The organism is Streptomyces sp. NPDC056883, assembly GCF_042788835.1.
GTDB classification, from domain to species: Bacteria; Actinomycetota; Actinomycetes; order Streptomycetales; family Streptomycetaceae; genus Streptomyces; species Streptomyces stoeckheimensis.
In genome coordinates, this window is the sequence record NZ_JBHUBS010000020.1 from 78,704 (window position 1) to 92,008 (window position 13,305).

Annotated in this window: 15 protein-coding genes; 6 read left to right on the top strand and 9 right to left on the bottom strand. The window is 71.7% G+C overall.

The features are described from left to right. The first annotated feature begins 37 nt into the window (after nucleotides 1–37). The 4 genes from ACFRU2_RS34560 to lnt all read left to right on the top strand — a co-directional run bounded on the left by ACFRU2_RS34560 (nucleotide 38) and on the right by lnt (nucleotide 3,516). Entirely contained in the window at nucleotides 38–916 is an 879-nt protein-coding gene (locus ACFRU2_RS34560; protein WP_382979889.1) for an undecaprenyl-diphosphate phosphatase, read from the top strand. A gap of 113 nt (nucleotides 917–1,029) precedes the next feature. After that, nucleotides 1,030–1,206 carry a hypothetical protein gene (locus ACFRU2_RS34565; protein WP_243339660.1) on the top strand — a complete coding sequence of 59 codons (177 nt, stop codon included), beginning with the start codon at nucleotides 1,030–1,032 and terminating at the stop codon, nucleotides 1,204–1,206. A gap of 69 nt (nucleotides 1,207–1,275) precedes the next feature. Further along, complete coding sequence (locus tag ACFRU2_RS34570) at nucleotides 1,276–1,755, top strand: nuclear transport factor 2 family protein (RefSeq protein WP_382979891.1); 480 nt, start codon at nucleotides 1,276–1,278, stop codon at nucleotides 1,753–1,755. 54 nt (nucleotides 1,756–1,809) lie between these two features. Beyond that, nucleotides 1,810–3,516: an apolipoprotein N-acyltransferase gene (gene lnt / locus ACFRU2_RS34575; RefSeq protein ID WP_382979892.1), complete on the top strand. Its 1,707-nt coding sequence runs from the start codon at nucleotides 1,810–1,812 to the stop codon at nucleotides 3,514–3,516. Here lnt and ACFRU2_RS34580 read toward each other — a convergent pair. Further along, entirely contained in the window at nucleotides 3,440–4,345 is a 906-nt protein-coding gene (locus ACFRU2_RS34580; RefSeq protein ID WP_250740223.1) for a Gfo/Idh/MocA family protein, read from the bottom strand. The genes lnt and ACFRU2_RS34580 overlap by 77 nt on opposite strands. An 82-nt stretch (nucleotides 4,346–4,427) precedes the next feature. Between ACFRU2_RS34580 and ACFRU2_RS34585 the strand changes: the two genes are divergently transcribed. Together ACFRU2_RS34585 and ACFRU2_RS34590 are read left to right on the top strand one after the other, a co-directional pair. Continuing rightward, the gene (locus ACFRU2_RS34585; protein ID WP_382979893.1) at nucleotides 4,428–4,952 is read left to right on the top strand and encodes a DinB family protein; all 525 of its coding nucleotides are present in this window, start codon (nucleotides 4,428–4,430) and stop codon (nucleotides 4,950–4,952) included. A gap of 72 nt (nucleotides 4,953–5,024) precedes the next feature. Beyond that, the gene (locus tag ACFRU2_RS34590) at nucleotides 5,025–5,612 is read left to right on the top strand and encodes a hypothetical protein (protein ID WP_382979895.1); all 588 of its coding nucleotides are present in this window, start codon (nucleotides 5,025–5,027) and stop codon (nucleotides 5,610–5,612) included. A gap of 41 nt (nucleotides 5,613–5,653) precedes the next feature. Here ACFRU2_RS34590 and ACFRU2_RS34595 read toward each other — a convergent pair whose 3' ends face one another. The 8 genes from ACFRU2_RS34595 to ACFRU2_RS34630 form a co-directional block, all read right to left on the bottom strand. After that, entirely contained in the window at nucleotides 5,654–6,154 is a 501-nt protein-coding gene (locus ACFRU2_RS34595; protein ID WP_382979897.1) for a hypothetical protein, read from the bottom strand. A gap of 93 nt (nucleotides 6,155–6,247) precedes the next feature. Next, entirely contained in the window at nucleotides 6,248–6,919 is a 672-nt protein-coding gene (locus ACFRU2_RS34600) for a uracil-DNA glycosylase (protein ID WP_382979947.1), read from the bottom strand. A gap of 168 nt (nucleotides 6,920–7,087) precedes the next feature. Continuing rightward, complete coding sequence (locus tag ACFRU2_RS34605; RefSeq protein ID WP_382979898.1) at nucleotides 7,088–8,671, bottom strand: ABC transporter substrate-binding protein; 1,584 nt, start codon at nucleotides 8,669–8,671, stop codon at nucleotides 7,088–7,090. 152 nt (nucleotides 8,672–8,823) lie between these two features. Beyond that, on the bottom strand, nucleotides 8,824–9,585 hold the full coding sequence (locus ACFRU2_RS34610; RefSeq protein WP_382979900.1) for an SDR family oxidoreductase: 762 nt from the start codon (nucleotides 9,583–9,585) through the stop codon (nucleotides 8,824–8,826). Nucleotides 9,586–9,604: 19 nt separating this feature from the next. Beyond that, nucleotides 9,605–10,366 carry a 3-oxoacyl-ACP reductase FabG gene (gene fabG / locus ACFRU2_RS34615; protein WP_250745253.1) on the bottom strand — a complete coding sequence of 254 codons (762 nt, stop codon included), beginning with the start codon at nucleotides 10,364–10,366 and terminating at the stop codon, nucleotides 9,605–9,607. A gap of 121 nt (nucleotides 10,367–10,487) precedes the next feature. Next, nucleotides 10,488–10,871: a DUF3037 domain-containing protein gene (locus tag ACFRU2_RS34620; RefSeq protein WP_274547748.1), complete on the bottom strand. Its 384-nt coding sequence runs from the start codon at nucleotides 10,869–10,871 to the stop codon at nucleotides 10,488–10,490. Continuing rightward, complete coding sequence (locus tag ACFRU2_RS34625) at nucleotides 10,868–11,707, bottom strand: HipA family kinase (RefSeq protein WP_250745251.1); 840 nt, start codon at nucleotides 11,705–11,707, stop codon at nucleotides 10,868–10,870. Before ACFRU2_RS34625 ends, ACFRU2_RS34620 begins: the two co-directional genes overlap by 4 nt. A gap of 48 nt (nucleotides 11,708–11,755) precedes the next feature. Next, nucleotides 11,756–13,303 carry a hypothetical protein gene (locus ACFRU2_RS34630; RefSeq protein ID WP_382979902.1) on the bottom strand — a complete coding sequence of 516 codons (1,548 nt, stop codon included), beginning with the start codon at nucleotides 13,301–13,303 and terminating at the stop codon, nucleotides 11,756–11,758. Between the last annotated feature and the right edge of the window lie 2 nt (nucleotides 13,304–13,305).

The following is a 13,305-nucleotide window of genomic DNA, read 5'->3' on the forward strand; positions in this document are numbered from 1 at the left end:
AACTGCCCGACGATCACAAGGACGAGCGCACCCCGACATGAGCTGGTTCGAATCCCTAATCCTCGGTCTCGTCCAGGGGCTTACGGAGTTCCTCCCGATCTCCTCCAGCGCCCACCTGCGGCTGACCGCGGCGTTCGCCGGCTGGCACGATCCGGGAGCGGCCTTCACCGCCATCACGCAGATCGGCACCGAAGCCGCCGTACTGATCTATTTCCGCAAGGACATCGCGAAGATCATCTCCACGTGGTTCCGCTCGCTGTACACGAAGGCGCTGCGCTCCGAGCAGGAAGCCAAGATGGGCTGGCTGGTGATCGTCGGCTCGATCCCGATCGGTGTCCTCGGCCTCGCCTTCAAGGACCAGATCGAGGGCCCGTTCCGCGATCTGCGGCTCATCGCCACCACCCTCATCGTGATGGGCATCGTGCTCGGCATCGCCGACCGGCTGGCCGCGCGCGACGAGGAGGGCGGCCGGCACCGCGCCATCCGTGAGCGCAAGACCCTGAAGGAACTGGGCGTCAAGGACGGCCTCATCTTCGGTCTCTGCCAGGCGATGGCCCTGATCCCGGGCGTGTCCCGGTCGGGTGCCACGCTCTCCGGCGGTCTGCTGCTGGGCTTCACCCGCGAGGCCGCGGCCCGCTACTCCTTCCTCCTCGCCATCCCGGCCGTGCTGGCCTCGGGCCTGTTCGAGATCAAGGACGTGATGGAGGACCCGGGGCACATCGAATGGCCTCAGACGATCTTCGCGACGGTCGTCGCCTTCGTCGTCGGCTACGTGGTCATCGCCTGGTTCATGAAGTTCATCTCCAGCAAGAGCTTCATGCCCTTCGTGATCTACCGGGTCCTGCTCGGCATCCTACTGTTCGTGCTGATCGGCATGGGTGTGCTCAGCCCCCACGCCGGCGAGTCGGCCGGCTAGTACGGCCGCGCTCACCGCTTCGCGTGAATCGGAGGCCGCCCGGGAACGTTCCCGGGCGGCCTCCGCGTCGTTGTGGAGGGAGAGACCTGAAGACGAGCAGCAGGGGGTGTCCCATGGGTCGAGTGGTGTTGGAGCGGTTTCCGGCCGGAAGTCCGAGGGGGAGTTGGCCGGCCGAGGAGTACGCGGCGCAGCGGATGCGCGAGGGCGTGCCCGCGGAGGTGGTCATGGATCTGGCGAGCGACGCCTACCTCGTGGTGGTCCGTCCCCGGGAGGCGCGTTCCGGTCACTGACCCGGTGCCGGGACATCCGGGCCGCGCACGCCCCTTGGCCTTCGCGGCCCGCGCCCCCACACTGACCCGATGACGCAGCGTGTGGACCTTGCGGGCGTGATGGACCGACTGGCGATCGACGAGCTGGTCACGGGATACGCCATCGCCGTGGACGACGGGGACTGGGACGCCTACCGCGCCCTGTTCGCCCCGGGCGGGCGGGCCGACTACGCCTCGGCCGGCGGGATCGAGGGCCCGGCCGGGGAGGTCGCGGACTGGCTCGCGGAGACGATGAAGCTGTTCCCGGTGCGCCAGCACCTGATCGTGAACCGGCTGATCCGGATCGCGGACCCGGGCGGCTCCCCCGGTGACACGGCGGAGGTCCGGGCCGACTTCCTCAATCCCATGCGGCTCGCCGGGGAGGAGCCCGACGACGGCGGGCCCCCCGTGACCGCACCCAACTTCGTCGCGGCGGGCCGTTACACCTTCGCCGTGACCCGTACCGCCCGGTCCGGCTGGCGGCTCTCGCGGGTCACCGTCCACGAGAAGTGGCGGCACATGTCGTTCTGATGGTTCGGTGACCCGACGGGCTGGGCTGTTCCACACTGGAAGCGGAGGCCCTTCATGATGCCGATGGTCTCGGCGGTCCGGAAGCGGGTTCCGGGGTGGCGTGCGGCGGCTGCGGTCACCTCGGGGGCGCTGCCCTGCCTCGCCTTCCCCGCCCCCGCACTGTGGTGGTTCGCCTACGTCGCCCTGGTGCCCTGGATCCTGCTGCTGAGGTCGGCCCCCACCGGCCGGCGCGCCGCCCTCGAGGGCTGGCTCGGCGGCGCCGGCTTCGTCTTCGCCGTGCACCACTGGCTGTTGCCCAGCCTGCACGTGTTCCTGTTCGTGCTGGCGGCGCTGCTGGGCCTGCTCTGGATCCCCTGGGCCCTGCTGGTGCGGGAGTTGCTGGGCGGACGGCCCGGCGGGGCCCGGGCGGTCGCCGCGCTGGTCCTCGTGCCCGCGGGCTGGCTGCTGTCGGAGCTGGCCCGGTCCTGGCAGGGGCTGGGCGGGCCGTGGGGGCTGCTCGGTGCCAGTCAGTGGCAGGTGGCGCCCGCGCTGCGGCTCGCTTCGGTGGGCGGGGTCTGGCTGGTCGGCCTGCTGGTCGTGGCGGTGAACTGCGCGGTGGCGCTGCTGCTGACGGCGCCGGGGGCGCGGGTTCCGGCGCTGGCCGGGGTGACGGGCTGCGCGGTGCTGACGGGGGTGGTGTGGCTGTGGGCGCCCCGTCCGGAGGTCTCCGGGGTGCTGCGCGTGGCCGTCGTACAACCGGGTCCGGTCGAGGACGGCCCGGACAGCGCGGAACGGCGGTTCGCCGTCGGGGAGCAACTGACCGCAGCCCTGGCCGGGGCTCCGACCGCGCCTACGGGGACCTCGGCAGGACTGCGCCCCGACCTCGTGGTGTGGGGAGAGAGCAGTGTCGGCGAGGACCTGACGGCCCGCCCGGACCTGGCCCGGCGGCTCGCCGCCCTGTCGGCGCGGGTGGGGGCTCCGCTGCTGGTCAACGTGGATGCGCGGGCCGCCGACCGGCCGGGGATCCGCAAATCGGCGGTGCTCGTCGGTCCCGCGGGCCCGACCGGTGACCGGTACGACAAGATGCGTCTGGTCCCCTTCGGGGAGTACGTGCCGGCCCGCGAGCTGCTGGGCTGGGCCACCTCGGTCGGCAAGGCGGCGGACGAGAACCGGGTCCCGGGCGACGCACCGGTCCTGATGGACCTGCCCGGCCGGGCGGACGTCCGCCTCGGCCCGCTGGTCTGCTTCGAGTCGGCGTTCCCCGACATGAGCCGCCGCCTGGTCCGCGACGGAGCCGCCGTGCTGATCGACCAGTCGGCCACGTCCACCTTCCAGGACGGCTGGGCCCCGGCCCAGCACGCCTCGCTGTCCGCGCTGCGGGCGGCGGAGACCGGGCGGCCCGAGGTGCACGCCGCCCTGACCGGGGTCAGCGCGGTGCACGGGCCGTCCGGCGAGCGGATCGGTTCCGCACTGTCCACCTCGGCGCGGACGGCGCGGGTGTACGAGGTCCCGCTCGCCCGGGGCACGACCCTCTACGTCCGCTTCGGGGACTGGGCGGTGGGCGCGGCGCTGGCCGCCCTGGCCGCGTACTGCACGGTCGCGGGCGCCCGCTCCGTACGGCTCCGGCGGCCCCTGGGGCGGCCCCTCGGAGCGCCGGCCGGGGATCCGGCCGGGGCGCCCCTCGGGGAGTCGTCCGGGGAGTCGCTCAGGACGCCTGGTCCAGAGCCGAGCGCACGACCCGCTCGCACAGTTCGTGGGTCAGCAGCGCGTCGCGCGCGCTGAGGGTCGTGCCCGCGGCGACGGCCTCCAGGAAGGAGTCGACGACCTGCTCGATGCCGCGCTGGCGGGCCACCGACACCCAGTCCCCGCGCCGCCGGACGGTGGGCTGGCCCTTGTGGTCGATGACCTCCGCGAGGTTGACGACCTGGCGCTTGGTGTCCTGCCCGGAGACCTCCAGCACCTCCTCCGTGGAACCGGAGAGCCGGTTCATGATGCCGAGCGCGGTGAAGCCCGTACCCGACAGCTGGAGCACCACCTGGCTCATCAGGCCGTCCCGCACCACGGCCCGTACGTCGACCTGGTCGGCCTCGCCGGGCAGCAGGAAGCGCAGCGTGTCGACGACGTGGATGAAGTCGTCCAGGACGAAGGTCCGTACGTCCTCGGGCAGGCCGACCCGGTTCTTCTGCATGACGATCAGGTCGCGCGCGTGGTCGGCGCACTGCGCGTAGCCGGGCGCGTGGCGGCGGTTGAAGCCGACGGCGAGGGAGACCCCGCGCTCCTCGGCCAGTTCGACCAGGCGGCGCGATTCCGCGAGCTCGTAGGCGATCGGCTTGTCGACGTAGGTCGGCACGCCCGCTTCCAGCAGCCGTTCCACGATCTCCGGGTGAACGGCCGTCGGGGCGTGCACGAAGGCCGCGTCGAGCTTCTGGGCGAGCAGCGAGTCGAGGTCGGTGTGCAGGCGTTCGGCCGGGACCCGGTGCTGGGCGCCGACCCGTTCGAGGGTGGCCGGGGTCCGGGTCTGCAGGTGCAGTTCGAGCCCCGGGCGGGTGGTCAGGACGGGCAGGTACGCCTTCTGCGCGATGTCGCCGAGTCCGATACAGCCGACCTTCACCGGGACCTCCAGGTTCGTTCCTTGTGGGAGTACGCAGCCTAATCGGTGGTGGCCACGCACGGGTTCGACCAGGATGGGCCCCATGACGACCAGCGACGGATCCCACCGCTCCGAACCCTCCACCACGGCCGACGAGCGCGAGATGCTCGACGGCTGGCTCGACTACCACCGCGCCACCTTGGCCTGGAAGTGCGAGGGACTGTCCGACGCGCAGCTGCGCGCCACCCCGTTGCTGCCGTCCGAACTGAGCCTGCTGGGGCTGGTGCGCCACATGGCCGAGGTGGAGCGGTACTGGTTCCGGGAGATCATGCTGGACGAGGAGCTGCCCGAGCTGTTCTGCACCGCCGACGACCCGGACGGGGACTTCCACTTCGCCGACGAGGACACCTGGGCCGCTTCCGAGCAGGTCTGGCAGACCGAGATCGAGCTGGCCCGGCAGGCCGTGGCCGGCCGCTCCCTGGACCTCGCGTCCAAGCCCGAGAGCCACCGCCGGGGCGAGGTGTTCAGCCTGCGCTGGGTCTACACCCACATGATCGAGGAGTACGCGCGCCACAACGGCCACGCCGACCTGCTGCGCGAGCACCTCGACGGCGCCACGGGCGAGTAGCCGTCACCCGTGCGGGGTGAATATCGGCTCCGGGTTTTCGCAACGGGGTCTTCGCACAGCAGAGTTGTGTGAGTGCATCCAACCCGAACCACGACAAAACTGCTGCTCGGCGTCGCCTGTGCGGTCTCGGCCGTCTCCGGCTGCGTGAACGTGACCCCGCCCCCCGTGCAGCCGGCGCCCGGCACCGGCACCCCGGGCGCACCGCCCCGGCACGAGCCCCGCGGCGGGCCGGGGGCCGCGCCGGTGGTCGTCCGGGCACCCGCCCTGGAGGCGCTGGAGGCCGTGGAGGCGCTGCCGGGGCGGCCTGCCGGGCCGGCGCCCTCCACGTCCGGCCGGGCCGCCGTCCCGCGGGCCGGTGAGCCCGCCGCGGAGGCGGCCGGGAACGGGCGGCCCGGAGGCCGCGGAGCCCCGGCGGCCGCTGCGCCGGTCCCGGACATCCCGGAGCCCCGGCGGCACGGCGGGCAGCGGGACCACGCCGACGGGCGTCCCGGCGGGCAGCACCCCGGGCGGCCCCGGTCCGAGGGCGCCGAGGTGCCGCGGGAGCTGGTGCGGGAGCTGCCGGTGCGGCCGGCCGACGTGTGCGCGCTGGGCCGCCGGCACGGGCGCTGGCATCCGGACAGCCCGGAGGCCCGTATCTGCGCGGGCGTCCAGGGCGGCTGACGGCCCGGCCCCGGGTCCCGGCCCCCGCTCCCCCGGCTCCGCTACTGGTTCTGCTCCGGGAACGGCCGGGGCTCCTCCCCCGGTTCCTCCGCGAGCCGGCGCTCCAGCCGGGCGATGGCGGCGCGCACGCCGTTCCCGTACCCGTCGTCGGCCAGGGCCCCGGCGGCGGCGCGGGCCCGCGCCAGGTGGATCCTGGCCGCCTCGGGGCGCCGTAGCTTCACGTAGTCGGCGGCCAGGCTCAGGTGCAGCGACGGGTAGAAGACCCGCACGGCCGAGGGCGGACCGGGACCGTCGGAGTCGGCGTGTGCGGCGGCCAGGGCCCGCAGGTCCCAGGCCAGCTCCTCGGCGGGGTCGTCCTGCGCGTCGGCGAGGTAGTGCGCGAGCGTGCAGCGGTGCAGGGAGTCGCCCTCCGTGCCGATCTCGGACCAGATCTCGCCGAGCCGGTTGCGGGCCTCCTCGCGGTCGCCGGCGTGCAGCAGGATGGCGGCTTGGCCGATCCTGGTCATGACGGCGTCCTCCGACGCCTCCTGCTGCTCCGTCAACGCGGCCTCCGGCTCGTTCCCGTCAGACCTGCTCCGGTCTGATCATCAAGACGCTAGCCGGAGGCACCTGCAATGCCGCCTAGGCGCGGTCGGTCATCGGCCCAGGTCCGGGATCCGCCAGTCGATCGGCGCATGGCCCTGGGCGGCGACGGCCTCGTTGATCTGGGTGAAGGGCCGGGAGCCGAAGAACTTCTTGGCCGACAGCGGCGAGGGGTGGGCGCCCTTGACGACCGCGTGCCGCTCCTCGTCGATCAGCGGGAGCTTCTTCTGCGCGTACGCCCCCCAGAGGACGAAGACGGCCGGGTCGGGGCGCTCGGCCACCGCGCGGATCACCGCGTCGGTGAACTTCTCCCAGCCCTTGCCCTTGTGCGAGTTGGGCTCGGCCTCGCGGACGGTGAGGACCGCGTTGAGCAGCAGGACGCCCTGTTCGGCCCACGGCATCAGGTAGCCGTTGTCCGGGATGGGGGTGTCCAGCTCGGCCTGCATCTCCTTGTAGATGTTGCGCAGCGAGGGCGGGGTCTTCACGCCGGGCTGCACGGAGAAGCACAGTCCGTGGCCCTGGCCCGCGCCGTGGTACGGGTCCTGGCCGAGGACCAGCACCTTCACCTGATCGAAGGGTGTGGCCTCCAGGGCCGCGAAGACCTGCTCGCGGGGCGGGTAGACCGGCCCGTTCGCCCGCTCCTTCTCGACGAACTCGGTGAGCTCTTTGAAGTAGGGCTGGTCCAGTTCCCCGCCGAGGACGGGGAGCCAGGACTCGGGCAGCATCTGGGTCACGTCGACAACCTCCGGTACACGTTCTTCGATACGTCACGTCCGGTCGCGCACCTGCTTCGCGCGACTGGTCCAGAACTTACCGGTGGCCACTGACAACGCGACGCCCGGCCGCCCCGCCCGGGTGGGCGGTGCGGCCGGGCGGGGCGGCGTACGGGCCTGCTACCAGCTGGTCTTGCGGTACAGCTCCCACAGCTGCATGACGGTCTGCGGGTCGAGCGCCCGCTCGGCGCCGGCGATGTCGTCGCGGGCGGCGACGTACAGCTTGCCCTGCCACAGGGGCAGCAGCCGGACGTCGTTGGCGAAGATCTGCTGGGCCTTCTCGAACTCGTGGATGCCGGCCGACCGGTCGCTCTCGCGGCGGGACTTGGGCAGGATCACGTTCAGGATCTCGGCGGACTCGTACGGGGTGCCGACCGCGTTCTCCTTGCCGACGAACGGCGCGATGAAGTTGTCCGGGTCCGGGAAGTCGGGGAACCAGCCGCGGCCGAAGACCGGGTACTCGCCCTTCTTGTAGCCGACCTGGAATTCCTTCCACGGCTGGCCGCGCAGGGTGATCTTGAAGAGCCCGCTCTCGTCGAGCTGGCGCTTGAGCTCGGTGAACTCGTCCGCGGTGGAGGCGCCGTAGCGGTCGGTGGTGTACCAGAAGGTCAGGTTCACCGGCGTGGGGATCCCGGCGTCCTTGAGGGCCTTCTTGGCCTTGGCCACGTCCGGCTGGCCGTAGGAGTCGTAGAACGGCGTCTTGTGGCCGACGACCCCCTTGGGGACCATCGAGTAGAGCGGCTCGGCGGTGCCCTGGTAGACCTTCGAGACGAGCGCACCGCGGTCGACGATCTGCGCGATCGCCTGCCGCACCTCGACCTTCGCGACCTGCGGGTCCGTGGGGTTGAAGATCAGGTACCGGATCTCCGCGCCGACGTTCTCGACGACCTGGACGCCCGCGTCGTGCGAGGCGGGGGCCTGGAGGTCCTTGACCTCGTCGGCGGAGAGGCCGCGGTAGGTCGCGTCGATCTCCTTGCCCTTGAGGGCCGCGATCATCTTCTTGGAGTCCGCGAAGTAACGGATGGTGACCCCGCCGTTGCGGCGGTTGGCGAAGCCGTTGTAGCTCTCGTTGCGGTTCAGGACCGCCTCGCCGGCCTCCTTGTACGACTCCAGGGTGTACGGGCCGGAGCCGGTCACCTTGTCGCCCTCGCGCAGCTTGTCGGCCGGGTACTGCTTCGGCGAGACGAGCGAGGCGGCCGGGGAGCCGAGCACGAAGGGGAAGGTGGCGTCCGGGGTGTTCAGGTGGAAGACCACCGTCTGCGCGTCCGGGGTCTCGATCTTGTCGAGGCTGCCGAAGAGGGCCTTGGGGCCGGACGGGGCGTTGATGGTCTTGATCCGGTCCAGGGAGTGCTTGACGGCCTTGGCGTCGAGCGGCTCGCCGTCGGAGAACTTCAGGCCCTTGCGCACGGTGCAGCGGTACGACTCGTTCCCGGAGTCGGTGAACTCGCAGTTCGAGGCGGCGTCCGGCTGGGGCTTGGTGGCACCCGTGGGGAACGCCAGCAGGGTCTGGTAGACGTTCCGGTAGAGCTCCCAGGAGCCGTCCCAGGCCGCGGCGGGATCGAGGGTCGTGGGTGCGCTCGTCGTTCCGACGACAATCCGCTGTTCTCCATTGCCGCCGTCGTCCGAAAACAGGCCGCATCCTGAGAGCAGGGATATGGACGCAAGGGCCGCAGTGATCTGCAGGCATCTGGTCCGGTTGAACACGTGCACGCTCCTCGATCAGCCAGGGGTGCGGCAGACCCTACCGCAGAGCATCACGAAACCAATGGGTAGGTTTCGTGCGGCACTTGACCGATTTAGTGCCCATTCGGTACGCATTTGCCTCCCCTTCGGAGGCAAATGCGTCCGATTATCGGTCAATGCACCCCGGCATTAAGGAACATTCCCCCGTCGACGACGAGAGTTTGTCCCGTGACCCATTCCGCTTGTGCAGATGTGAGGAACGCGGCGGCCCCTCCGATGTCCTCCGGAAGCCCCAGGCGGCCCAGCGGGTACGCCGCGGCGGCCTCCTGCTCCCGGCCCTCGTAGAGCGCCTGCGCGAACCGGGTCTTGACCACCGCGGGCGCGATCGCGTTGACCCGGACCCCCGGCGCCATCTCGTGGGCGAGCTGCAGCGTCAGGTTGACCATGGCCGCCTTGCTCATCCCGTACGCCCCGATGAAGGGCGAGGCGGAGACGCCGGCGATCGAGGCGATGTTGACGATCGCCCCGCCGTTCTCCTTCTGCCAGGCGTGCCAGGTCCGCTGGGCGAAGCCGAGCGCCGAGATCACGTTGGTCTCGAAGACCTTGCGGGCGACCCCGAGGTCCAGGTCGGCGATCGGCCCGAAGACCGGATTGGTCCCCGCGTTGTTGATCAGGAAGTCGACGCGGCCGAAGGCCTCCATCGTGCGTTCCACGGCGACGGCCTGGTGGGCCTCGTCGTGCGCCTTGCCCGCGACCCCGATCACCCGGTCCGCGCCGAGCCGCTCGACGGCCTCCTTGAGGGCCTCCTCGTTCCGGCCGGTGATGCAGAGCCGGTCCCCGCGCGCCACCAGCGCCTCGGCGATGCCGTAGCCGATGCCCCGGCTCGCACCGGTGATCAGTGCGACCTTGCCGCTGTCCGTTCCGTCGTACGTCATAGCGTGCGCCTGCCTCTCGTCAGCTGAGCGGGCCGCCGGCCACGTACATGACCTGGCCGGAAACGAAGCCGGCGGACTCGCCGGTGAAGAAGGCGATCGCGTTGGCAACGTCGTCCGGGCGCCCGACGCGCTGCACCGGGATCTGGGTGGCGGCCGCGGCCTGGAAGTCCTCGAAGTCCATGCCGACCCGGGCGGCCGTGTGGGCGGTCATCTCGGTGACGATGAACCCGGGGGCGACGGCGTTCGCGGTGATGCCGAACTTGCCGAGCTCGATGGCCAGGGTCTTGGTGAAGCCCTGCAGGCCGGCCTTGGCCGCCGAGTAGTTGGCCTGGCCGCGGTTGCCGAGCGCCGAGCTGCTGGACAGGCTCACGATCCGGCCGAACTTGGCCGCCACCATGTGCTTCTGACAGGCCTTCGACATCAGGAACGCACCGCGCAGGTGCACGTTCATGACGGTGTCCCAGTCGGTGTCGCTCATCTTGAAGAGCAGGTTGTCCCGCAGCACACCCGCGTTGTTGACGAGGATGGTCGGGGCGCCGAGCAGGGTCACCACCCGTTCGACGGCCGCCTCCACCTGCGCGCTGTCGGAGACGTCGCAGCCGATCGCGACGGCCGTGCCGCCGGCCGCCGTGATCGTCTCCACGGTGTCCTTGCAGGCCGCCTCGTCCAGGTCGAGGACGGCGACCGCCCGGCCTTCGGCGGCCAGGCGTACGGCAGTGGCGGCGCCGATGCCCCGGGCCGCCCCGGTCACGATCGCGACGCGCTGCTCGGTGGTGGACATGCTGGATCTCCTCGCCCTCGGAAAAGCGGCCCCTCATGGGTGAGCAACCGCTTAGTAGCTTCAGCTGAGGAGACGCTAGGAGCCCTGGCACTCCGTGTCAACGGGGAGCAGATCCAGCCGACTACCGGACCAGCAGGTCCAGCAGTCGCTCCACCTCGGCGGCGGGGTCCGCCGTCAGTCCCGTGTGGACCGGGCCCGGCTGCACCACCGTGCTGCGCGGCGCGATCAGCCACCGGAACCGCCGCCCCGCGTCGTCACCCGCCGCCTGGCCGGCGGACTCGCCGCCCTCGCACACGCCCTCGACCCCGCGCAGGGCGGCCCGCACCCCGGCCACGTCGGCCTTCGGGTCCAGGGCGAGGAGCTTGGCCTCGTCGAGGTGGGTGCGCGCGCGGACGTAGGACCGCGCCCGGCAGTAGACGATCACGCCGGCGTTGAAACACTCGCCGCGCTCCATCCGGGGCACCACACGCACCACCGCGTACTCGAACACGTCCCGCTTGATCACTCGCTGTCGCTCTTCATCTTCCGGGGACGGGGGTCGAGGCGGTCGGCGAGCCAGCCGGGCGGACCCGACCGGACCTTCGCCTCGGCCTCCATCGTGATCCTCTCGTGGATCGTGGCCGCGCGCGGCAGCAGGGCCTCCACATAAGCGCGGCGCAGCGCGTCGGTGGAGTCGAAGCCCGGCTCGTCGACCAGCCACTCGTCGGGCACGTCGGCGGCCACCTCGGTGAGCAGCTCCTCGGTGACCAGCGGCGCGAGCGCGGCCGCCGCCGCGGCGATGTCCGGGCCGACCGGGGCCAGTACGTGGTCGGAGGCGTTGTAGGGCTTGGCGGCGGCGCTCTCGGCGGTGGGCCAGTTGTGGTGCCAGATCATGGTGGCGCCGTGGTCGATGAGCCAGAGGTCCCCGTGCCAGACCAGCATGTTCGGGTTGCGCCAGGACCGGTCGACGTTGTTGATCAGTGCGTCGAACCAGACCACGCGCCCCGCCTCGACGGGGTCCACCTGGTAGGCGAGCGGGTCGAAGCCGATGGAGCCCGGGAGGTAGTCCATCCCGAGGTTCAGCCCGCCGCTGGCCTTGAGCAGCTCCTGGACCTCCTGGTCGGGCTCGCCGAGCCCGATCACCGGGTCGAGCTGCATCTGCACCAGCCGGGGGACGCGCAGCCCCAGCCGCTGGGCCAGGCGGCCGCAGATGACCTCGGCGACCAGGGTCTTGCGACCCTGGCCGGCTCCGGTGAACTTCATGACGTACGTGCCGAGATCGTCGGCTTCCACGATTCCGGGGAGCGAGCCGCCCTCCCGCAGAGGCGTGACGTAACGGGTCGCGATCACTTCTGTGAGCATTTCCCCAGGCTATCCGGCCGTCCGGCTACGCATCCAAGGCATATCCGGTCACCCCTGCAGGCACCATTCGGTGAACCCTTCGATGCTGTCGTCCACGCGCGCGTCCTCGTCCGCCACGGCGGCCGTGCGGAAGAACCGGACCTCCTGGAAGTGCAGCTCCATGGCGCTGACGAGGCTCCGCAGGCGGAGCACCTCGCAGAGCCAGGTCCGCGCCTCGCTGCCGTCGAGGCCGGCTGGTACCAGGCCGTGCTCGGCGAGCAGGTCCGTCTTGCTGATCGCGACCGCCAGGCGGGCGCGCTTCAGCGGGGCGCCCATCGCGGCCACCGCCTGGACCGACCGGGCGAAGACCTCCTCGGGATCGACCGTGGAGCCGAGGGTGCGGTCCAGCAGCGGACCCGGCGCCGGGTCCGTCGCGGCCCAGAACTCCTTCACCGCCATCGGGTCGAGGACGAAGACGAAGGTGCGCGCGGCCCGCGCGTAGCGCAGCGCGTCGGTTTCCTCGCGGTCGACGAACCGCTCGCCGGCCGTGTCGAAGAGGTGCACCAGCCGCCGGGAGCGGCCGCCGCCGAGGACGAAGGAGTGCGCCCGGGGCAGGGCCTTCTGGGTGGCGCGCGTGTTCCCGCGCATCCGCAGCACCTCGCGCAGCACCTGGTAGTTGGCCTCCGACTCCTCGTCGGCGAGGGTGAGCGCCGGCCCGCCGTTCGCCGCCGCGCGCTCCAGGGACAGCAGCATGGCCGCCATCAGCTGCGTCTTGCCCGCCGCCCGTCCGCCGATCAGCGGTATCACCACCTCGGGCATGTGGCCGGCGTCCGTGTTCATCGGCTTCCCGCAGTGGGGGTGGACGCAGTACGCCTGGAGCCGCGCGTCCCGGCTCATCAGCATCAGCAGGGTCGGCATGCGCTGTCCGCATTGGCAGCGCCGCCGGAAGATGCCGTACGTGCCGGGGCGGATGTCCGCGTGCCGGCGCCGGCAGGTGGGGCGCGGGCAGTCGTACGCGGGATAGGGGACGCGTTCGAAGCAGTGCGGGCACAGCATGCCCGTGCGGAGGTGCTTCACCCACAGCACCGCCCGGTCGACGGCCCGCAGCGCACCGGCGAGGAGCCGGGCGCCGCCCGCCAGCAGGGCCAGCACCACCGCGTGCAGGGCCAGCAGCACGGCGAGCGGCGGCAGGGCGACCACCAGGCCCGTGCAGAGTCCCAGGTACAGCGCGAGACCGTACGGGACGGTGAAGGCCCGGTTGTGCGCCGGAGCGGTGAACTGCCGCGTGGTCACGGCCCGGAAGGAGTCGCCGACCGTGGTGACGTACGACCGGCGCTCCAGCACGAGGATCTGGCGCAGGTCGCGGGAGGCCGGTCCGAAGAAGTAGTTGCGGTACGCCTTCACCTGCTCGTCCTGGGGACGGTAGGGCGCGATCGTCTGGAACTCGGGGGTGCGCCGGTGCACGACGCCGACCACCGTGCGTCCGTACCCGGCGAGCACCTGCATCACCAGGGCGAGGCCGCGCAGGGCGGCGATGACCGGGACGAAGGGCAGGAACGCGCCGAGCGCGAGGAGGTAGAGGGCGGGGACGAGGACGAAGGTGATGATTTCATCCACGG

Coding starts and splice junctions, on each gene's coding strand:
- ACFRU2_RS34560 (WP_382979889.1), top strand. CDS start 38: ATGAGCTGGTTCGAATCCCTAATCCTCGGTCTCGTCCAGGGGCTTACG.
- ACFRU2_RS34565 (WP_243339660.1), top strand. CDS start 1,030: ATGGGTCGAGTGGTGTTGGAGCGGTTTCCGGCCGGAAGTCCGAGGGGG.
- ACFRU2_RS34570 (WP_382979891.1), top strand. CDS start 1,276: ATGACGCAGCGTGTGGACCTTGCGGGCGTGATGGACCGACTGGCGATC.
- lnt (WP_382979892.1), top strand. CDS start 1,810: ATGATGCCGATGGTCTCGGCGGTCCGGAAGCGGGTTCCGGGGTGGCGT.
- ACFRU2_RS34585 (WP_382979893.1), top strand. CDS start 4,428: ATGACGACCAGCGACGGATCCCACCGCTCCGAACCCTCCACCACGGCC.
- ACFRU2_RS34600 (WP_382979947.1), bottom strand. CDS start 6,919: ATGCTGCCCGAGTCCTGGCTCCCCGTCCTCGGCGGGGAACTGGACCAG.
- ACFRU2_RS34610 (WP_382979900.1), bottom strand. CDS start 9,585: ATGACGTACGACGGAACGGACAGCGGCAAGGTCGCACTGATCACCGGT.
- fabG (WP_250745253.1), bottom strand. CDS start 10,366: ATGTCCACCACCGAGCAGCGCGTCGCGATCGTGACCGGGGCGGCCCGG.
- ACFRU2_RS34625 (WP_250745251.1), bottom strand. CDS start 11,707: ATGCTCACAGAAGTGATCGCGACCCGTTACGTCACGCCTCTGCGGGAG.